The sequence below is a fragment of the Kribbella sp. NPDC043289 genome (genome assembly GCF_056436705.1).
In genome coordinates this window covers 561,783-582,060 of sequence record NZ_JBWKCB010000002.1, presented here as the reverse complement: position 1 = coordinate 582,060, position 20,278 = coordinate 561,783, and the positions used below count along the sequence as shown (strand labels likewise).

The following is a 20,278-nucleotide window of genomic DNA, read 5'->3' as shown; positions in this document are numbered from 1 at the left end:
CAGACTAAAGGGACTCGAGGGTGGCGCGGGCGCCGATCTCGTGGAGGGACTTCAACGCGGCCTTGTACTGCGTGACGAACTCCCCGTCGGACGCCAGCGTGCCGAAGAGGTCCGGGTCCGAGATGAACACCAGCGGCTCCTCGCGGTTGTGCTGCGCCCGTTCGACCAGCTTGTCGCGCAACCGGTCGACCACCTCGATCGGCTGACCTTCCTCGTCGACGCCCTCGGCGTACCGCGCCCAGGACGCGACCACGAGCACCGAGCGGGTGATCTCCCGCCCGGCCGCCAGCTGCTCGCGCACCACCGGCAGCAGCCACTTCGGGATCCGGTCCGAGCTCTCCGCACACAGCCGCGCGAGCGTGTCCCGTACTTCGGGATTCGCGAACCGCTCGATCAGCTGGTGCTTGTAGCGGTCCAGATCCACCCCGGGGACCGGCGGCAACGTCGGCGTACCTTCGTTGTCCATGTAGGCGAGGAGGAAGTCGACGAACAGCTTGTCCTGGCACACCTCGTGCGCATATCGGTAGCCGGACAGGAAACCGAGGTAGCACAGCGCCTGGTGCGACGCGTTCAGCAGCCGCAACTTCATCAGCTCGTACGGCTCGACGTCCTCGACGATCTGGACGCCGACATCCTCGTACGGCGGCCGCACGCCACCGAAGTCGTCCTCGAGCACCCACTGCGTGAACGGCTCGCACACCACCGGCCAGCCGTCCTCGATCCCGAACCGTTCGGCCAGCGCCTCCCGGTCCGCGTCCGTGGTCACCGGCGTGATCCGGTCGACCATGCAGTTCGGGAACCGCACCTCGGTCTCCAGGAACTCGGCCACTGACGGATCCTTCAGCCGCGCGAAGGACGCGAGCATCTTGCGCGCCACGTGCCCGTTGCCCGGGATGTTGTCGCACGACATCACCGTGAACGGCGGTACGCCGGCTTCGCGCCGCCGGCGCAACGCCTCGACGATGAACCCGAACGCGCTCCCCGGCGTCGCGCCCGGCTCCAGGTCCGCGGCGAGCGCCGGGTCCGAGGTGTCGAGCTCACCGGTCACCTGGTTGACGTGGTACCCGCCCTCGGTGATCGTCAGCGACACGATCCGGGTCGCCGGGTCGACCATCCGGGCCAGCACCGCCTCGCGGTCGTCCGGCGCGAACAGGTACCCGACGATCGACCCGATGACGTGGGGCTCCAGGGTCCCGTCCGGGTGCTTGATCACCAGCGTGTACAGGTGGTCCTGCGCCGCGAGGGCGTCGTACATGCGCCGGTCCTGCGGGAGGACGCCGACGCCGACGATGCCCCAGTCGAGGGCCTTGCCGTCGTTCATCAGCCGGTCCAGGTACATCGCCTGGTGCGCGCGGTGGAAGCCGCCGACGCCGAAGTGCACGATGCCGGGCGTCACCGCCGTCCGGTCGTACGTCGGGACGCCGACCTCATTGCCGAGGGCACCGAGAGCTGTGGTCGTCAGTCTCACTTGACCGCCCCCAGCGACAGACCCTGGACGAGCTTGTCCTGAGCGGCGAACCCGGCGATCAGCACCGGCAGCGACACCACGATCGACGCGGCACAGACTTTGGCGAGGAACAATCCTTGACTTGTCACGAACCCAGTCAAGAACACCGGCGCCGTCTGCGCCACTGTGCCGGTCAGCACTCGGGCAAACAGCAGTTCGTTCCAGCTGAAGATGAAGCAGATCAAAGCGGCCGAGGCGATCCCCGGCGTGACCACCGGTGCGACCACGGATCGCAGCGTGCGGGTCAGCGACGCGCCGTCCACCGAGGCCGCCTCGAGGATCTCCACCGGGACCTCGGACAGGAAGCTGCGCAGCATCCAGACCGCGATCGGCAGGTTCATCGACGTGTACAGGATGATCAGCAGCCAGATGTTGTCCAGGAAGTGCACCGACTGCGCGAAGAGATAGATCGGCAGCAGGCCTGCCACCACCGGCAGCATCTTCGTGGACAGGAAGAAGAACAGCACGTCGGTCCACTTCTTCACCGGCCGGATCGACAGCGCGTACGCCGCCGGGAACGCGAGCAGAAGGACCAGCACCGTGGACAGGATGCTCGCGGTCAACGAGTTCGCGATCGACGGCCAGGGACCGCTGTCGAAGAACGACCGGTACCCGTCCAGCGTCAGCGGCGCGCCCAGGTCCGGCGGGTTCTTCGCCGCGTTCTCCTCGGAGTGGAACGACGTCAGCAACATCCAGACCACCGGTAGCACGAACAGGATCCCGACGATCCACGCCAGCCCGCTCAGGACGAACCCACCACCGCGGTTCTTCTTGCCCGTCACAATCGTGACCTGGCCGCTCAACGTCGTCCTCGCTTCGCTCCGGGCGCCGCTTCGCGACGCGCACTGTGCTTTCTTGTGAATTCGCTTCGCTCATTCACCGACCGGTCTCCTCTCGGAACAGCGTGGACACCGACCGCAGGGCGAACGTCGCGATGGCGATGGTGCCGATCACGACGATCACGCCGGCCGCCGACGCCCGGCCGTAGTCGTGGGCGGTGTAGAAGGTCTGGTAGATCGTGTACGGGAGGTTCGCCGTACCGAGGCCGCCGGACGTGATCGTGAACACCGCGTCGAAGTTCTGGACGACGTAGATCGAGCCGAGCAGCGCGGACAGCTCCAGGTACTGGCGCAGGTGCGGCAGCGTCATGTAGCGGAAGATCTCCCACTGGTTCGCGCCGTCGATCCCGGCCGCCTCGATGACGTCGAGCGGACGGCTCTGCAGACCGGCCAGCAGGATCAGCATCATGAACGGCGTCCACTGCCAGACCAGCGCGAAGATGATCGACCACAGCGGCTGGTTGCTGATCCAGTCCGGCTGCGGGGCGTTCTCACCGAACAACCACTTCAGCACCCCGTTGAACAAGCCGTACGTCGGGTTGTACAGCGCGTGCTTCCACAGCAGCGCGGCGGCGACCGGGACGACCAGGAACGGCGTGATCATCATCGTCCGGACCGCGCCGCGGCCGCGGAACTTGCGGTCCAGCAGGAGCGCGATCGCGAGACCGAGTACGAGGCTGAGCAGCACCACGCCCGCGGTGAGCAGGATCGTCACCAGGATCGCGTGCCGGGTGTTGGCGTCGGTGAGCACCCGGCGGAAGTTGTCCACGCCGGCGAACCCGCGCTCGTCCGGGTAGTAGGCGTTCCAGTCCATGAAGGACACCACGATCGTGACCACGAACGGCAGCTGGGTCACGATGATCATGAACACCAGGGCCGGCAGCAACGGACCGCGCCGGGCCCAGTCGCCGGCCTTGCGCATGATTGTGCCCTCGGAGCCGGGTGGTGCCGCGTGCCGCTTCGGCCGGGTCGCTGTGTCAGGTTTCGCGTCGACGGACATGAACTGCACCCCTCACTTCGCTGCGCGCGAGCGGTACCGCTCCGCGACGTCGTCGGCGAGCTCCTGCCCGCGGTTCAAGGCTTTGTCGACGCTCATCCGCCCGGCGATCGCCGAGCTCACGTCCTGGCTGACCTGGGTCCCGAGATCCGGGAACTCCGGGATGTCGACGAACTGGATCCCGGGCGCCGGCCGTGGCTGCGTGCCGGGGTTGCTCGGGTCCGCGTTCTCGATCGCCTGCTTGGTCGGCTCGGCGAATGCCGCCGCCTCCTTGACGTACTCCGCGTTCGCGTACGTCGACGTGCGTTTGCCGGCCGGAACGTTGGACCAGCCAACCTTCTCGCCGACCAGTTGCTCGTAGTCCTTGCCGGAGGCCCAGGAGATGAACTTCCAGGCGTTGTCCTTCTTCTTCGACGCTTCCTGGATGCCCCACGCCCACGCGTACAGCCAGCCGGAGCTGTCGGTCTTCACGACCGGCGCCGGCGCGTAGCCCATCTTGCCCTTGACCGGCGAGTTCGGTGCCTCCAGCGATCCGGCCGCCGACGTGGCGTCGTACCACATCGCGACGTTGCTCTGGATGGTGTTGTTCAGGCACTCGGTGAACCCGGCCTGCGGCGCGCCGGCCTCGCCGTGCGCGCGGACCAGGTCGACGTAGAACTTGGTGGCCTCGGTGAACGCCGGCGAGTCGACCTGCGCCTGCCAGTCCTGGGTGAACCAGGTGCCGCCGAAGGTGTTCACGACTGTGGTGAGCGGAGCGAACAGCTGGCCCCAGCCGGGCTGGCCGCGCAGGCAGATGCCGCGCATCCCCGGCTTGGCGTTGTCGACCTTGGCCGCGATGTCGGCGACCTCCTGCCAGGTCGGCTTCGCGGGCATCGTCACGCCCTTGGCGGCCAGGATGTCCTTGCGGTACATCAGGAACGAGGACTCGCCGTAGAACGGTTCGCCGTAGATCTTCCCGTCCTCACCGGTCATCGACTGGGTCATCGGTTTCAGGATGTCGCCCTGGTCGAACGCGGAGTCCTTGGCGATGTAGTCCGACAGCGGCGCGATCCACTTGGACTTGGCATAGATCGGGATCTCGAAGTTGCTCACGGACGCGACGTCGTACTGACCGGCCTGGCTGGAGAACTCCTGGCTGATCTTGTCCCGGACGTCGTTCTCCGGAAGCACGGTGAAGTTCACCTTGATGCCGGTCTGCTTGGTGAAGTTCTCGGCGGTCAGTTTCTGCAGGTCGACCATCTGCGGGTTGTTCACCATCAGCACGTTGATGCTGTCCGCGCTGTCACCACCGCCGGCTCCGCCTCCCCAGCCCGCACAGCCGCTGACCACACTCACCAGGAATGCGACCCCGACCGCTCCGATGCGTTTGCGCCTACTCAGCACGAGCCACTCCCTTGCCGCTCCGCCTCGGGCCCGCTCATTTGAGCACGCCTCCGCTCACAGCATGAGTAGACCGGGAAGCCCCTTGACCTGTCAAGGGTCTGTGCAACACTTGGGTACACACGTGCTCATATGAGCGGGGAGGCTGTGATGGAGTCGAGCGCTGGCGCCTTCGGGCCGGCTCAGCTGGTACTCACCGCGTCGGTCGCGCGGCGGTACTACGTCGACGGGCGGTCGAAGGTGGAGATCGCGGACGAGTTCCGGCTCAGCCGGTTCAAGGTCGCGCGACTGCTGGACCAGGCGCGCAGCAGCGGGCTGGTGCGGATCGAGATCAGCCACCCCGGCGCGATCGACATCGACCTGTCCGCGCGGCTGCAGGAGTCGCTCGGTCTGCGCCGCGCGATCGTGGTGGACACCCCCGAGGTCGACGAGCCGGCGTTGCGGACCCAGCTCGGCAAGGCCGCGGCTGATCTACTTTCCGAGATCGTCACGGCCGAGGACGTGCTCGGCCTCGCGTGGGCGCGGGCGGTGACCGCGATGACCGAGCAGCTCACCACGCTCGCGCCGGTGCCGGTGGTCCAGCTGACCGGTGCCCTGACCCGTCCCGATGTCGAGGCGAACTCGGTGGAGCTCGTACGTCACACCGCTCGCCTGTCCGGCGGTCCGGCGTACCTGTTCTATGCGCCGCTCGTGGTGCCGGATGCGGCGACGGCTCGCGCGCTCCGGCAGCAGCCCGAGGTGGCCGAGGCGATCAGCCATTTCGACTCGGTGTCGAAGGCTGTCGTCGGGCTCGGGTCGTGGTCGGCCGGACAGTCGACGCTGTACGACGCGATGGACGAGAAGGCCTGTGAACAGCTGGCCAAACGCGGCGTCGTCGCGGACATCTCCGGGGTGTTCGTCGACGCGGACGGTCAGGCCGTGCAGAGCCGCGTCACCGACCGGGTGATCGCGATCAACGCGGAACAGATGGACAAGATCGACGAGGTGATCGCGATTCCGTACGGTCTGGCGAAGCTCGCGGCGGTGCGGGCCGCCGTCCGCAGCGGGCTGGTCAACGGGATCGTTACCCACGCACCCCTGGCGAAGGCACTGCTGGACGAGTCACACTGACCGGCGATGCCTGCTGAGGTGGAGACCCAGTTGCTCGGCGGTACGGCGAACCGCGGCCTGGTCGTGCGGGTCGGGGACACCGTCCGGCGGCCGCTGCGTGCCAGCAGTACGGCGACCCACGCGCTGCTGGAGCACCTGGAGAGTGCCGGGTTCACGGGCGCGCCGACGTACCTGGGGATCGACTCGCAGGGGCGCGAGGTGCTGTCGTACTTGCCGGGTGAGACCGTCACAGCGCCGTACCCGGACTGGTCGATGACCGACGCGGCGCTGGACAGTGTGGCCCTGCTGCTGCGGGACTATCACGACGCGGTGGCGGACTTCCGGCCGGTCGGACTCGAGTGGGCCGAGCCGGTGCCGTCCGGTTACGTCACCGGGCTGATCAGCCACAACGACCCGAACCTCGACAACGTGGTGTTCCGGGACGGCGTCGCTGTCGCGCTGATCGACTTCGATCTCGCCGGGCCCGGGTCGGCGCTGTGGGACGTCGCGACCGCGGTGCGGTTGTGGGCGCCGCTGCGTCCGGACGCGGACATTCACGACGTACGCCGTGGTTTGTCGGCGGCTCGTTTGCGGCGCTTCGCGGACACTTATGGGCTGAGCGAGGCGGACCGAGTGCGGTTGGTGGACGCGGCGGCCGACAACCACGTCTGGTGCATGGACTACGTGCGTCGCGGCGCCGAGACCGGGCACCCGTGGTTCCACCAACGCTGGACCACCGGCGAGTCAGACCTGACCGACCGCACCAACACGTGGTTCAAGAGTCAGAACGACGTACTTCGACAGGCTCTGCTATGACGCCGTTACGCTCCCGAACTGCCTGCACCTCGGCTTCGACGCGGCCGTCCCAGTAGTTCTCCTGCATGCGCCGAATCCAGCTCGGGAAGAAGACCACCGAACCTGTCGGGAGCCACGGCAGGTAGGCGTCGGACAGCAGGGTCAGAACGAAGCCGGCGGCCGTCAGCCCGACGATCACGGTCCAGCCTTTCCGGCAGATCCACGGACCGTCGTTCGCTATCAGCCCGCGCCGGGTGACCGCCCCGACCGCCAGCAGCACAGCCGAGGCCGCGACCACGGCCACCAGTCCGCCGAAGACCCATCCGTGCACGTCACCCCAAGCACCGTGCCGCGCAAGCATCTGCACGACGCCCCCGGTCATTCCGATCGCCGCCAGCCCGTACGCCACGGCCCCCAGTTTCATCTTCGGCACACCTGATTATCGCCACACGGGATTGGCTGTTACTGCAGGAAGTGGAAGAGAATGTGCCGGTGCGTTCACGGGTGGTGTTGCTGGCAGGACCGTCGGGGGCGGGGAAGTCGCGCCTGGCGGAGCAGGTCGGGCTGCCCGTGGTCCGGCTGGACGACTTCTACCGCGACGGCGACGACGAGGCCATGCCGCGTTCCCCGCTCGGCATCGTCGACTGGGACGACCCGCGCTCCTGGGACGGTGACCGCGCCGTCGCGGCCCTCGAGGAGCTGTGTACGACGGGATCCGCCGACCTACCGATCTACGACATCGCCGCCGACGGCACCGTCGGTCACCGCCCGGTCAGCACCGGCGACGCCCCACTCGTGGTTGCCGAAGGCATCTTCGCCGACCAGATCACCGGCGCGCTCGCCGACCGCGGCCTGCTCGCCACGGCGATCTGCGTCCGGCACCACCGGCTCGTCACGTTCGCGCGGCGGTTCCAGCGCGACCTCCGCGAGCGCCGCAAACCCCCGTTGACGCTGCTCCGCCGCGGGCTGCTGCTGCTCCGCGACGATCCGCAGGTGGTCCGCCGCTGCGTCGAGGCTGGCTGCACACCGATGCATCCGAAGGCCGCCCGGCGGGCGATCGAGACGCTTCTCACGCGGTCCGCGTCTCAGTAAATCAAGACTGTTCGCCTGGAGTTCACCAACTTCTGATGACATCGGCCTCGGATTGGTCGGATGCGCTCGGGGGCGAGTGGCCGGACGGAGAGGGACCGTGAAGCGGACTGCGCCAGGCGTTGCCGTTGTAGTAACCGCAGTACTGCTGTCAGTCACCGCGTGCGGGAGTGAGGACGGCACGTCGTCCGGTGGCGTCCAGACGCCACCCGCGAGGCATTCCGCGCTGAACGGTCCGGCCGAGAAGGCGGCGAGAGGTTCCCTGGCCGCGCTCGCCGCGCTCCCCCGCGGGTACGTCGCGGACTCGCGCAACGGCACCGGCCCGTTCACCGCGACCGCCTTCCTGAACACGTGGTCCGCCAACCCGGCCCTGGACCGCGCCCTGCTGCTGAACGCGGGCTTCGTCGAGGGGTACCGGGCGACCCGGCTGAGCCCCGACAAGAAGAAGCGCTACACCCTGCAACTGTTCAAGACCAGCTCCGCCGCGAAGGCGAAGGCCCTGCAGAAGGGGCTGTGGAGCCAGGACACCCACGACCACCCGTTCGACCTCCCCGACGCCCTCTCGGACGCCCGGGTCGAGTACGACGGCGCCGCCGACCAGTCCGTAGCCATCGCCGAAGCCAGCCTCACCATCGGCCCCGTCGTCGCCGAACTAACCATTCGCGAAGCGGCCCCCCTCGGCACCACCCTCACCCCCGACACCCCCCTCATCACCACCCTCACCAAAGAACAACAAACCCGCCTAACCACCACCTCCAGCTAACCCAACCGCCCCGCCCCGCCCCGCCGGCATGCAGTTGGCCACGGTCGCGTACGAGGGGTTATCCCCTCGTCTTGGGGGTTCTCCCCTCCCATACCAGCGGAGAACCCCCCCACCCGAGCGGTTATCCCCTCCCGCACTCGGCTCCGACCCACAGCGCCCACACCTCGGCGCGCACCCGGGCCCCGCCTGCACCACGGCCCCCGCCGAAAGCGCCCGCATTCCGCCGCGCGCCCACACCGCCCGCAGCCGACCACCGCCGTACGAGGGGATATCCCCTCGCCTTAGGGCTTCTCCACTCTCACACCAACAGAGAACCCCCACCTCGAGCGGATAACCCCTCCCGCGCAGACATCCCCTCCCGCGCGGTTTCCCCTCGCGCGACTTCCCACCGCGCGACGGATCGGCGAAGCCTGCGGCGGCCGGGGCTGGGGTGTGCTGGTCCGCAGGCCGCACCCACGCCCGGCCGCCGCGCGTCGCCCGGCCCCCGACTGGCGACCGACGCACGAGGGGATATCCCCTCGTCTTGGGGGTTCTCCCCTGCCATACCAGCAGAGAACCCCCCACCCGAGCGGTTATCCCCTCCCGCACATGGCTCCCACCCACAGCGCCCGCACCCCGCCGCGCGCCCACACCGCCCGCAGCCGACCACCGCCGTACGAGGGGATATCCCCTCGCCTTAGGGCTTCTCCCATGCCATACCAGCAGAGAACCCCCGCCTCGAGCGGATAACCCCTCCCGGACGGGCATCCCGTCCCGCGCGCCGGCGTCCGCTCCCGGTCGTACATCCGCTCCCGGTCTTACATCGGCTTCCGGTTGGATGTCCCGTCGCGCGGCGGAGCGGAGGGGCTTGTGGCGGCTGGAGGGGCGGGAGCTGCAGGTCGACAGGAGGTGTCGGGGGTGGGGGTAGTGCACTTGAGCGTGAACGGGGTCGCGCGTACGGCGTATAGCGGGTGCACTACCTGTCGAGCTGCCGATCGCCCGGGCGAGATGGGGTCGCGTGGGGGCTACCTGGGGTGGGGTCTGCGAGCCAGCGCGGGAGCGGCATGCGGCTCTTAGCGTCTGGTGGGTGGAGAAGATTGCGGCGCGTTGTGGTGCGGTGAACTGGATCGTTGGGGTTGGGCAGTTCTTCGTGGTGATGGTGGTGGTGCAACTGGCGTGGAAGACGCCGTACAGCTGGGGATCCAACAACATCAGCGATCTCGGGAACGTGCACTGTGGGCACTTCAACGGGCGCTATGTCTGTTCGCCGCTGCACCCAGTGATGAATGTGTCGTTCGCCGCCGGCGGGGTGTTGATGATCCTCGGCACGGTGCTCACACACACCGCCTGGCCGCGGACGGTCGCAGCCTGGACGGTGCGGCTGCTGCTGGTGGCGACCGGCGCCGGGTGGATGGTGGCTGGGTTGTCGCCGGCCGACGTCAACGAGGATCTGCACGTGCTGGGCGGCGCGTTCCCGATCTTCGCCTTCGGCAACCTCGCGCTACTGCTGACCGGCTTCCTCCGGACCGGACCGCTGGCAAGCATCAGGCGGTACGGCGTCGGACTCGGCGCGCTCGGGATGAGCTCGATGGTCCTGCACTTCACCCACCACGGGTTGGGGCTGGGCGTCGGCGGGATGGAACGGGTGACCGCCTTCGCCCTGCCCCTGTGGCTGATCCTCGCTGGTCAGGCGGTGACGCGGTCGATGACCAGTGGGCCCGGCTCGTAGGCGTCTGCGACCGCTACCGCGTCGGTCAGGGACTCGAGCGCGCGCTCGATCCGTGACGGGTCGTCCGTGTGCAAGGTGAGCAACGGCTGGCCTTCCTGGATTCGGTCGCCCGGCTTCGCGTGCATCTCGACGCCCGCCACCGCCGACACCGGGTCCTCCTTACGAGCCCGCCCGGCGCCAAGTCGCCACGCAGCGACCCCCACCGCGAGCGCGTCGAGCTTCGACAGCACCCCAGAAGCAGGAGCAGGTACGACGTGTTGCTCGGGAGCGACCGGCAGTTCGGCAGCGGGATCCCCGCCCTGTGCCGCGATCATGGCCCGCCAGACGTCCATAGCCGTACCGTCCCGGAGCTTTTCAGCGGGGTCGACGTCCGTGACGCCGACCGCGGTGAGCATCTCGGCGGCGAGGGCAATGGTCAGCTCGACCACATCGGCCGGTCCGCCGCCGGCCAGTACGTCGACCGACTCGCGGACCTCCAGCGCGTTCCCGGCGGTCAGCCCGAGCGGCACGGACATGTCGGTGAGCAGCGCCACCGTCTTCACCCCGGCATCGGTGCCGAGCGCAACCATCGTCTCGGCGAGCTCCCGAGCGTCCGCCAGGTGCTTCATGAACGCCCCGGAGCCGACCTTCACGTCCAGCACCAGCGCCCCGGTGCCCTCCGCGATCTTCTTGCTCATGATCGAGCTGGCGATCAACGGAATCGCCTCGACCGTACCGGTCACGTCCCGCAGCGCGTACAGCTTCTTGTCCGCCGGGGCCAGCCCGTCACCCGCCGCGCAGATCACCGCGCCGACGTCCTCGAGCTGCCGCATCATCTCGTCGTTCGACAGCGCGGCGCGCCAGCCCGGGATCGACTCCAGCTTGTCCAGCGTCCCGCCGGTGTGCCCGAGGCCGCGCCCGGACAACTGCGGTACGGCGACCCCGCAGGCCGCCACCAACGGGGCCAACGGCAACGTGATCTTGTCCCCGACCCCGCCGGTCGAGTGCTTGTCCGCGGTCGGGCGGGACAGCGTGCTGAAGTCCAGCCGCTCACCGGACGCGATCATCGCCGCGGTCCAGCGGGCGATCTCGCGCCGGTTCATCCCCTTGATCAGGATCGCCATCGCGAGCGCGGACATCTGCTCGTGCGCGACGTGCCCGCGGGTGTAGGCGTCGATCACCCAGTCGATCTGCCCGTCGCTCAGCTCCCCGGCGTCCCGCTTGGCCCGGATGACGTCCACCACGTCGAAACTCATCAGTTCTCCAAGTCCTCCGGCCCGAACGCGTCGGGCAACAACTCACGCAGGGCCCGCGGACCGCTCGGCGTTTCCAGCAGCAGTCCCGGACCGCCGTTCTCGTGCAGCAACTGCCGGCAGCGCCCGCACGGCGTCAGCAGATCTCCGTGCCGGTCCACGCAGGTGAACGCCACCAGCCGCCCGCCACCGGTCCGGTGCAGCTCCGACACCAGCCCACACTCGGCGCACAGCGTGATCCCGAAGGAGGCGTTCTCGACGTTGCACCCGGCAACTACCCGGCCGTCGTCGACCAGCGCCGCCGCACCGACCGGGAAGCCCGAGTACGGCGCGTAGGCCCGGCCCATCACCTCGAGGGCGGTGGCCCGGAGGAGCTCCCAGTCGACCGGGCCCGCGCCGCCGTCGGGACTACTCGGTGACGTAGGGCTCACCATCGGCCTTTGGAGCTCTCACCCGACCCACCAGACCGGCCACGGCGATGATCGTCGCCAGGTACGGCGCCATCAGCAGCAACTGCCCCGGGATCGGCGTCTGGATGATCTGCAACTGCGACTGCAACTGGGTCGCGAACCCGAAGAACAACGCGGCGATCGTCGCGCCGATCGGGTGCCAGCGGCCCATGATCAGCGCGGCCAGCGCGATGAACCCGTTGCCCGCGGTCATCTCCTTGCTGAACGAACCGGCGTACCCGACGGTGAAGAACGCGCCGCCGAGACCGGCCAGGATGCCGCCCGCGAGCACCGCGGAGTACCGGATCCGCTTGACCCTGATACCGACCGTGTCGGCGGCCTTCGGGTGCTCGCCGACCGCGCGGATCCGCAGGCCCCAGCGGGTCTGGAACAGCACGAACGTGACGACCACGACCGCGACGTACATCAGGTACACCAGGATCGTCTGGTTGAACAGGATCGGGCCGATGAACGGGATGTCGCCGAGCCCCGGGATCTTGATCGCCGACAGCACCTCGGGGTTGTTCAGCTTGCCCGAGTCGCTCTGCAGGAACTGGTCGAACAGGAAGCCGGTGATACCGGTCGCGAACACGACCAGGACGACGCCGAGCACGACCTGGTTGACCAGGTACTTGATCGAGAACACGGCCAGCAGCGCCGCCATCAGTACCCCGGTCGCGGCCGCCGCGATCAGGGCCGCCGCGCCGCTGCCCGTCGTACTCGAGACGACCGCCGCGGTGAACGCGCCGACCAGGAACTGGCCCTCGATCGCGATGTTGATGACGCCGGCCCGCTCGCACATCACGCCGGCCAGCGCGCCGAGGATCAGCGGCGTTGCGAAGTTCAGCGTGCCCTGGAACTGGTTGGCCAGCGGGAAGGTCTTCCCGGCCGCCGCCCAGCACAGGAACGCGCCGATGAAGCAGATCCCGAGCAGGGTCGCCAGGTAGCCGGAGTACGACTGCGGAACCCGGCGGAGCAGGAACGCGCCGGCGGCGATCACGCCGAAGATGGCGAGCACCAGCGCGGTGAACTGGGCCGGGACGCCGAGCAGATTGTGCTGCAGGTCGCCCGAGACCAGCTGGAAGGTCGCCTTGCCACCCTTGGTGAAGATCGCCAGACCGAGCCCGATCAGCGCGAACAGCACCATCAGGGAACCGACACGCAACCGCCGGGTCCGCTCCGCCGGCCCCTCGATGACCTGCGGCTTCTCCGCTGCCTCGGGTACGGCGTCGGGAGTCGTCTCGCTCATCCGTTCCACCCCTTCGCGAGAACCGGGCCGGTACCGCGTTCCTTCGGCAGGAACCGGAAGATCGAGCGCACCAGCGCCGGAGCCGCGACGAACAGCACGATCACGGCCTGCAGGACAGTGGTCAGGGTCAGCGGGGTCTGCGTGATCAGCTGCATCTGCAGACCGCCCGCGTTCAGCGCGCCGAACAACAGACCGGCGAGCACGGTGCCGAACGGCGTACCGCGGCCGAGCAGCGCGACCGTGATCGCGTCGAACCCGACCGACGCCGCGACACCGTCTGTCAGCGGTAGATCCGTACCCAACACTTGCTGGGTGCCGGCCAGACCGGCCAGCGCACCGGCCACCACCATCGCGATCACGTAGGCGCGGCCGACCGACATTCCGGCCGTCCGGGACGCGTCGGGGTTCGCTCCGACCGCCCGCAGTTCGAACCCGATCGTGGACCGGTTCAGCAGCCACCAGACGAAGACCGCGGCCAGCACCGAGAGGATGAATCCGCCGTGCAGCCGGGTGCCCCCGAACTGCGGGTACTGCGCGTTCGCGTCGACGATCGGCGAGATCGGGTCCGTACGACCCGGGCGGCGGAACGTCGACGTGGTGAGCAGCCAGGCCAGCAGGTAGATCGCGACGTAGTTCAGCATGATCGTCACGATCACCTCGTGCGCACCGGTCCGCGCCTTCAGGAAGCCGACGACGCCACCCCAGATCGCGCCACCGAGCAGCCCGGCGAGGATCGCCACGATCAGGTGCAGGCCCGCGGGCAGGTGCCACGCGAACCCGACGTACGCGGCGAAGATCGCGCCCATGATCAGCTGGCCCTGCGCACCGATGTTGAACAGACCGGTGCGGAAGGCGAGCGAGACCGCGAGACCGCCGCAGATCAGTGGAGTTGCCTGCGTCAACGATTCGCTGATCGACGTCACGCCGCCGAACGCGCCGACCGCGAGCGCCTTGTACGCGTCACCGACCGCGCTCAGGGCGGCCGTGACGGTGTCCATCGGCGCGGCGCCGAAGTACTTCACCGCGGCCTGTACCTGATCGTCGCTGACGATGATCAGGATCGCCCCGACCAGCAGCGCCAGCACGATCGCGCTCAGCGAGACCAGGCCCTGCACCACCCAGTTCGGCAGGCCGGACTGCTTCGGCTCCTTGGCCGGCGCGGGCGCCGGCACGGCATCTGTCTCAGTGCTCATCAGATGGTTCCCAACGTGGTCGGGTGTTCGATCGCCTCGTCGTGCGCCTCGGACTTCGAGGCGCCGGCCATCATCAGGCCCAGTTCGTCGCGCGGGGTGTCGGACGGTACGACGCCGACCACCTTGCCGCGGTACATCACCGCGACCCGGTCCGCCAGCGCGGCGATCTCGTCCAGCTCCGTGGACACGATCAGGACCGCCGTACCGCGGTCGCGCTCCTCGACGATCCGGCTGTGCAGGAACTCGATCGAGCCGACGTCGACGCCGCGGGTGGGCTGCGAGGCGACCAGCAGCTTCAGCGGGCGGGACAGCTCGCGGGCCAGCACGACCTTCTGCTGGTTGCCGCCGGACAGCGACGACACCGGCAGGTGGATGCCCTGGGTGCGGATGTCGAACTCCGCCACCCGGGCTTCGGCGTTCTTGTCGATGTCGTCGGTCCGCAGGGCCAGCCCGTTGCCGAACGGGGCCTTCCGGAACAGGTCGAGGATCAGGTTCTCGGCGACCGTGAACGAGCCGACGAAGCCGTCGTGCGCCCGGTCCTCAGGGACGTACCCGATGCCGGCCTCCAGCCGGTACCGGGTGGACTTCCCGGTCAGGTCCTGACCGTCCAGGCTGATCCTTCCGGCTGCGATCTGCGTCAGCCCGAGCAGGGCCTCGGCGAGCTCGGTCTGGCCATTGCCCTGGACACCGGCCACCGCGAGGATCTCACCGCCCCGGACCTCCAGGTCGACCTCGTCGACGGCGGTGAACCCGCGCTCGTCGATCACGGTCAGGCCTTCGACCCGCAGTACGGCGTCCTTCGGCTCGGCCGGCTCCTTGTTCACCACCAGGTCGACCGCACGGCCCACCATCAGCTCGGCGAGCTCCGCCTCGGACGCCGACGGCTCGGCCTGGCCGACCACCTTGCCGCGGCGGATCACGGTGATCTTGTCCGCGATCGCCTGCACCTCTTTGAGCTTGTGGGTGATGAAGACGATCGACGTACCGTTCTCCTTGAGCTGGCGCATCACGCCGATCAGCTCGTCGATCTCGGCCGGCGTCAGCACCGCGGTCGGCTCGTCCAGGATCAGCACGCTGGCGTTGTTGGTGAGCGCCTTGATGATCTCCACCCGCTGCTGGACGCCGACCGGGATGTCCTCGACCAGCGCCTCGGGATCGACCTCGAAGCCGTACCGGTCGGACATCTCGGTGACCAGCGCGTGCGCCTTCTTGCGGTCCAGTACGCCGGCGCCGCGGGTGTTCTCGCGGCCGAGCATGATGTTCTCGGCGACCGTGAACACCGGGACCAGCATGAAGTGCTGGTGCACCATGCCGATGCCGTGCCGGATCGCGTCGCTCGGCGAGGTGATCGCCACCTTCTCGCCGTCGATCACGATCTCGCCCGAGTCGGGCTGCAGCAGCCCGTAGAGCATGTTCATCAGGGTGCTCTTGCCGGCCCCGTTCTCACCGAGCAGGCAGTGGATCTCGCCCGGCTCGATCACCAGGTCGATGTGGTCGTTGGCGACCAGCGAGCCGAAGCGCTTGGTCAGCCCGGAGAGCTCGAGATGCATGCGGGAGCCTTCCCTTCAGACGGCGAGCCAGGAAGGCCGGACCTGTGGGTCTGCCTTCCTGGCTCGCACCGTACTACGCCTGTGTGCGACGGTTCAGGATGCCTTGGGCTGAACCTTCGACTCGATGGTGATCTTGCCGCTGATGATGTCGGCCTTGATCTGGTCCAGCTCCGACTTCACGTCGGCCGGGACCTTGCTGTCGAAGTCGTGGAACGGCGCGATCGCCGTACCGTTGTTCTGCAGGGTGCCGGTGAACTGGGTGTTGTCGAACTTGTTGTCGACCACCGAGACCACCGCGTCCTTGACGGCGACGTCCATACCCTTCTCGACGCTGCTCATGAGGACGGAGCAGTACTCCTCGGCGCTCACGCAGCCGTCGGTGTCGACCCAGATCGCGTTCACCTTGCCGTTGCTGGCCTTGGCCGCCTGCAGGCCACCCAGACCCGACGGACCGGCCACCGGGAAGAGCACGTCAGCGCCCTGGGTGATCAGGTTCTGGGCGTTGTTCTGGCCCTTCGCCTTGTCCTCGAAGTCGCCGGTGAACAGGCCCTTCTGCTTCTGGTCGTCCCAGCCGAGCACCTGCACGTTCTTGCTCTTCTGCGTGTTGTAGTACCGCACGCCCTGGGCGAAGCCGTCCATGAAGATGGTCACGGTCGGGATCTGCAGACCACCGAACGTGCCGACCTTGCCGGACTTCGTCATCGCGGCGGCCAGGTACCCGGCCTGGAAGCTGGACTGCGCGGTGTTGAACAGCAGCGGCTTCAGGTTGGCGATCGGGGCCTTCGGCGCCGAGTCGACGATCGCGAACTTGATGTTCGGGTTCGCCTTCGCCGCCGCCTCGGTGGCGTCCTCGAGCTTGAAGCCGACCGCAACGATGACGTTGCACTTGGCGCTCACCATCGCGGTCATGTTGGTCGTGTAGTCGTTGTCCGACTTCGACTCGGCCTTGACCTCGGTCAGGCCCTTCTCCTTGACCGCGTCCTGCAGACCCTTGTACGAGGTCTGGTTGAACGACTTGTCGTCGAAGCCCCCTGAGTCGGAGACCATGCAGGCCTTGAAGTCCTTGTTGGCACTGCTGCCGCCTGCGTTGTTATCGGTCGGCTTGCTGCCACAAGCGGCAACGGCGAGCGTCAGCACGCCCACGATCGCCGTTCCCCGCACGTACTTCTTCACCGGACGTCTCCTTCGTCGACCAGATACGTTTACGGGCACGCCTTCCCCCGCGTGCCATTCGCAGACTATAGGGCGCGTCCCGGCCCGGATTGAACGTCGAGCGGACCTCGATACCGGAAAGTGACCGGCGTTTGCGTCACATTTCGACAACTTCTCCGGTACGGTCACCGCCCGCGCTGCCGAGATCACGGTGAGCACTCTCCGTGGCGACTTTCACCGAGCGTGTCCGTAATCCCGTCGTGATCCGCCTCGGCACTCTGCGCGGGCCCCCGGTCTCCGGGTGCAACAATCGCGGGATGAGTCATCAGTTGCTGGTCGCGGACATCCTGGCGCGCGTCGAGGCGGTGCGCGAGGACATGGTCGGCGTACGGCGCGACCTGCACGCCCACCCGGAGCTCGGGTGGCACGAGGTCCGGACGACCGAACTGCTCGAGAAGCGGCTCGTCGACGCCGGGCTGTCGCCGCGGGTGCTGCCGACCGGGACCGGGCTGATCTGCGACATCGGCGCCGGCGACACGTGCGTCGCGCTGCGGGCCGACATCGACGCGCTGCCGGTGCCCGACGGCGTGGACGCGCCGTGGCGGTCGACCATCGACGGAGTGGCGCACGCGTGCGGTCACGACGTACACACGTCCGCTCTGCTCGGGGCGGCGCTGGTGCTGGCCGGGATGGCGCGTGACGGGCAGCTGGACCGGAGGGTCCGGGTGATCTTCCAACCGGCCGAGGAGGTGATGCCGGGTGGCGCGCTCGGTGTCATCGCGGCCGGCGGGCTCGACGGCGTACGCCGTATTTACGGGCTGCACTGCGACCCGCGGCTCCAGGTCGGCCAGATCGGCCTCCGAGTCGGCGCTTTGACGGCCGCCGCGGACAAGCTGCTGGTGCGGTTGACGGGGCCGGGCGGGCACACCTCCCGGCCGCACCTGAGCGCCGACCTCGTCTACGCGCTCGCGAACCTGGTGACCGAACTACCCGCGGCGCTGTCCCGCCGCATCGACCCGCGCGCCGGGATGTCCCTCGTCTGGGGGCGCATCACCTCCGGCTCCGCCGCGAACGCCATCCCGTCTCGTGGCGAGGCCGAGGGGACGCTGCGCTGCCTGGACGTCAACGCGTGGCGCCTCGCGGAACAACTCATCCCCGAACTCGCTGCACAGATCGTCCTGCCGTACGGCGTGGAGGTCGACACCGAAGTCACCCACGGCGTCCCGCCCGTCATGAACGACGCCATCGCGATCAACGTGCTGCAGAACGCCGTACATCAGACGCTCGGATCGAGCGCGGTAGCCCCCACGGACCAGAGCCTCGGCGGCGAGGACTTCGGCTGGTACCTCGAACACATCCCCGGCGCGATGGCCCGCCTCGGCGTCCGCCCGCCAACCCTCGACACCACCGGCGACCTCCACACCCCCACCTTCACCCCCTCCGAAGAAGCCATCACCCTAGGCACCACCGTCCTCACCTCAACCGCCCTGCTGGACTAGGGCGTGGATACCGCGAGCTCACGCTCGACGTCGATGTCGCGGGTAGACGGTCCTGCAGATCACCAGTCGTGGCGATTGGTTGGCCACCCCGCACTCGAGTCGTGGAGCGAGGCTCTGAATTAGCGCCCATCTCCACGATTCGGTGTTGGGGTTAGAAGGTGTCGGCGGGGACGTATACGCCCCAGACGTCTCTTAGGGTGTTGCTGACTTCGCCTACGGTGGCTCGGGATTTTAGGGCTTGTTTCATGGGGTAGAGGCAGTTTTCGTTGCCTTGGGCAGCGGTTTTGAGGGCTGCCAGGGCTTCGTCGACGGCGGCCTGGTCGCGGGTGGCGCGCAGCGTGGTGAGGCGGTCGACCTGCTGGGCCTCGATGGCGGGGTCGACGCGGAGCGGCTCGTACGGCTCCTCCTCCGCGATCTTGAACTTGTTCATGCCGACCACCACACGTTCGGCCGCGTCGATCTCCTGAGCGATCTGGTACGCCGAGCGTTCGATCTCCTGCTTCTGGAAGCCCTTCTCGATCGCGGCGACCGCACCGCCGTACTCCTGCACCTGGTCCATCAGCTCGACCGCGGCGGCCTCGACCTCGTCGGTCAGCGACTCCACCACGTACGAGCCGGCGAACGGGTCGACGGTCGCGGTGATGTCGGTTTCGTACGCGAGCACCTGCTGCGTGCGGAGCGCGAGGCGGGCGGCCTTCTCGGTCGGGAGCGCGATCGCCTCGTCGTACGAGTTGGTGTGCAGGGACTGCGTTCCCCCGAGTACGGCGGCCAGCCCCTGGACCGCGACCCGGACGAGGTTCACCTCGGGCTGCTGCGCGGTCAACTGCACGCCCGCGGTCTGGGTGTGGAAGCGCAACATCTGCGACTTCGGATTGCGCGCCCCGAACTCGTCGCGCATCACCCGTGCCCAGATTCGCCGCGCGGCCCGGAACTTCGCGACTTCCTCGAGCAACGTCGTCCGGGCGACGAAGAAGAACGACAGCCGCGGCGCGAACTCGTCCACGTCCAGACCCGACGCAACCGCGGCGCGGACGTACTCGATCCCGTTCGCCAGCGTGAACGCGATCTCCTGCGCGGGCGTCGCGCCGGCCTCGGCCATGTGGTAGCCGGAGATCGAGATCGTGTTCCAGCGCGGCAGCTCCGCCTGGCAGTACGCGAAGATGTCGCTGATCAGCCGCAGCGACTCCTTCGGCGGGTAGATGTAGGTCCCGCGGGCGATGTACTCCTTCAGTACGTCGTTCTGGATCGTGCCGGTGAGCTTGTCACCGGAAACGCCCTGCTCCTCGGCGACCAACTGATACAGGAGCAACAGCACCGACCCGGGCGCATTGATCGTCATCGAGGTGGACACCTGGTCCAGCGGGATCTTGTCGAACAGCACCCGCATGTCGTCGATCGAGTCGATCGCCACCCCGACCTTGCCGACCTCGCCGTGCGCGATCGAGGCGTCGGAGTCGTACCCCATCTGGGTCGGCAGGTCGAACGCGACCGAGAGGCCCATCGTGCCGTGGTCGATCAGCTGGTGGTACCGCTGGTTCGACTCGGCCGCCGTCCCGAACCCGGCGTACTGGCGCATGGTCCAGGGCCGCTGCGTGTACATCGTCGGGTACACGCCGCGGGTGTACGGGTACTGCCCCGGCTCGCCCAGCTGCGTCGCGGCGTCGAACCCGTCGAGCGGCCCGTACACCGGCGAGAACTCGAACCCCGACTCGCTGCGATGACTCATCCTCCAACGGTATTCCGAACCATTGCCGCACTGGTATGCACGGCCGGGTGAGATCGAGCAC

18 protein-coding genes are annotated in these 20,278 nt (G+C 68.3%); 6 read left to right on the top strand and 12 right to left on the bottom strand.

The genetic code is table 11. From position 1 onward, the window contains the following. Positions 1–4: 4 nt before the first annotated feature. The 4 genes from AC0662_RS14595 to AC0662_RS14580 form a co-directional block, all read right to left on the bottom strand. The gene (locus tag AC0662_RS14595) at positions 5–1,468 is read right to left on the bottom strand and encodes a mannitol dehydrogenase family protein (RefSeq protein WP_478300926.1); all 1,464 of its coding nucleotides are present in this window, start codon (positions 1,466–1,468) and stop codon (positions 5–7) included. Then, positions 1,465–2,289 (bottom strand): carbohydrate ABC transporter permease, encoded by an 825-nt coding sequence (locus AC0662_RS14590; RefSeq protein ID WP_478300924.1) that lies wholly within the window; start codon positions 2,287–2,289, stop codon positions 1,465–1,467. Before AC0662_RS14590 ends, AC0662_RS14595 begins: the two co-directional genes overlap by 4 nt. Positions 2,290–2,383: 94 nt before the next feature. Further along, positions 2,384–3,346, bottom strand: a complete 963-nt coding sequence (locus AC0662_RS14585) for a carbohydrate ABC transporter permease (protein ID WP_452200904.1) — start codon at positions 3,344–3,346, stop codon at positions 2,384–2,386. Between the two features lie 12 nt (positions 3,347–3,358). Next, the gene (locus tag AC0662_RS14580) at positions 3,359–4,726 is read right to left on the bottom strand and encodes an ABC transporter substrate-binding protein (RefSeq protein WP_478300921.1); all 1,368 of its coding nucleotides are present in this window, start codon (positions 4,724–4,726) and stop codon (positions 3,359–3,361) included. A gap of 147 nt (positions 4,727–4,873) precedes the next feature. Here AC0662_RS14580 and AC0662_RS14575 point away from each other — a divergent pair, with 147 nt between their 5' ends. Continuing rightward, positions 4,874–5,833: a sugar-binding transcriptional regulator gene (locus AC0662_RS14575; RefSeq protein WP_478300919.1), complete on the top strand. Its 960-nt coding sequence runs from the start codon at positions 4,874–4,876 to the stop codon at positions 5,831–5,833. 6 nt (positions 5,834–5,839) lie between these two features. Then, positions 5,840–6,628 (top strand): phosphotransferase, encoded by a 789-nt coding sequence (locus AC0662_RS14570; protein WP_478300917.1) that lies wholly within the window; start codon positions 5,840–5,842, stop codon positions 6,626–6,628. Here AC0662_RS14570 and AC0662_RS14565 read toward each other — a convergent pair. Next, on the bottom strand, positions 6,588–7,031 hold the full coding sequence (locus tag AC0662_RS14565; RefSeq protein ID WP_478300915.1) for a hypothetical protein: 444 nt from the start codon (positions 7,029–7,031) through the stop codon (positions 6,588–6,590). The genes AC0662_RS14570 and AC0662_RS14565 overlap by 41 nt on opposite strands. 68 nt (positions 7,032–7,099) lie before the next feature. On the opposite strand from AC0662_RS14565, the gene AC0662_RS14560 reads away from it, so the two are divergent. The 3 genes from AC0662_RS14560 (at position 7,100) to AC0662_RS14550 (ending at position 10,167) form a co-directional block, all read left to right on the top strand. Beyond that, a complete protein-coding gene (locus AC0662_RS14560; RefSeq protein ID WP_478300913.1) occupies positions 7,100–7,699 on the top strand; it encodes a uridine kinase family protein in 600 nt (199 codons plus the stop codon). Positions 7,700–7,796: 97 nt separating this feature from the next. After that, complete coding sequence (locus AC0662_RS14555) at positions 7,797–8,459, top strand: hypothetical protein (protein ID WP_478300911.1); 663 nt, start codon at positions 7,797–7,799, stop codon at positions 8,457–8,459. Positions 8,460–9,525: 1,066 nt separating this feature from the next. Then, positions 9,526–10,167: a DUF998 domain-containing protein gene (locus AC0662_RS14550; RefSeq protein WP_478300909.1), complete on the top strand. Its 642-nt coding sequence runs from the start codon at positions 9,526–9,528 to the stop codon at positions 10,165–10,167. On the opposite strand, the gene AC0662_RS14545 is transcribed toward AC0662_RS14550, so the two are convergent. The 6 genes from AC0662_RS14545 to AC0662_RS14520 form a co-directional block, all read right to left on the bottom strand. Beyond that, on the bottom strand, positions 10,125–11,402 hold the full coding sequence (locus tag AC0662_RS14545; RefSeq protein ID WP_452200888.1) for a thymidine phosphorylase: 1,278 nt from the start codon (positions 11,400–11,402) through the stop codon (positions 10,125–10,127). The two genes, AC0662_RS14550 and AC0662_RS14545, sit on opposite strands and share 43 nt — an antisense overlap. Beyond that, positions 11,402–11,830 (bottom strand): cytidine deaminase, encoded by a 429-nt coding sequence (locus AC0662_RS14540; protein ID WP_478300907.1) that lies wholly within the window; start codon positions 11,828–11,830, stop codon positions 11,402–11,404. The genes AC0662_RS14545 and AC0662_RS14540 overlap by 1 nt, the downstream gene beginning before the upstream one ends. Then, positions 11,808–13,097, bottom strand: a complete 1,290-nt coding sequence (locus AC0662_RS14535) for an ABC transporter permease (protein ID WP_478300905.1) — start codon at positions 13,095–13,097, stop codon at positions 11,808–11,810. The genes AC0662_RS14540 and AC0662_RS14535 overlap by 23 nt, the downstream gene beginning before the upstream one ends. Then, complete coding sequence (locus AC0662_RS14530) at positions 13,094–14,290, bottom strand: ABC transporter permease (RefSeq protein ID WP_478300903.1); 1,197 nt, start codon at positions 14,288–14,290, stop codon at positions 13,094–13,096. Before AC0662_RS14530 ends, AC0662_RS14535 begins: the two co-directional genes overlap by 4 nt. After that, entirely contained in the window at positions 14,290–15,840 is a 1,551-nt protein-coding gene (locus tag AC0662_RS14525; protein ID WP_478300901.1) for an ABC transporter ATP-binding protein, read from the bottom strand. The genes AC0662_RS14530 and AC0662_RS14525 overlap by 1 nt, the downstream gene beginning before the upstream one ends. Positions 15,841–15,933: 93 nt before the next feature. After that, on the bottom strand, positions 15,934–17,013 hold the full coding sequence (locus AC0662_RS14520; RefSeq protein WP_452200878.1) for a BMP family lipoprotein: 1,080 nt from the start codon (positions 17,011–17,013) through the stop codon (positions 15,934–15,936). A 296-nt stretch (positions 17,014–17,309) separates the two neighbouring features. Between AC0662_RS14520 and AC0662_RS14515 the strand changes: the two genes are divergently transcribed. Beyond that, positions 17,310–18,491, top strand: coding sequence for an amidohydrolase (locus tag AC0662_RS14515; protein ID WP_452200876.1), 1,182 nt, complete (start codon positions 17,310–17,312; stop codon positions 18,489–18,491). Between the two features lie 151 nt (positions 18,492–18,642). Here AC0662_RS14515 and AC0662_RS14510 read toward each other — a convergent pair whose 3' ends face one another. After that, positions 18,643–20,217 carry an acyl-CoA mutase large subunit family protein gene (locus AC0662_RS14510; protein ID WP_478300899.1) on the bottom strand — a complete coding sequence of 525 codons (1,575 nt, stop codon included), beginning with the start codon at positions 20,215–20,217 and terminating at the stop codon, positions 18,643–18,645. Positions 20,218–20,278: the final 61 nt, after the last annotated feature.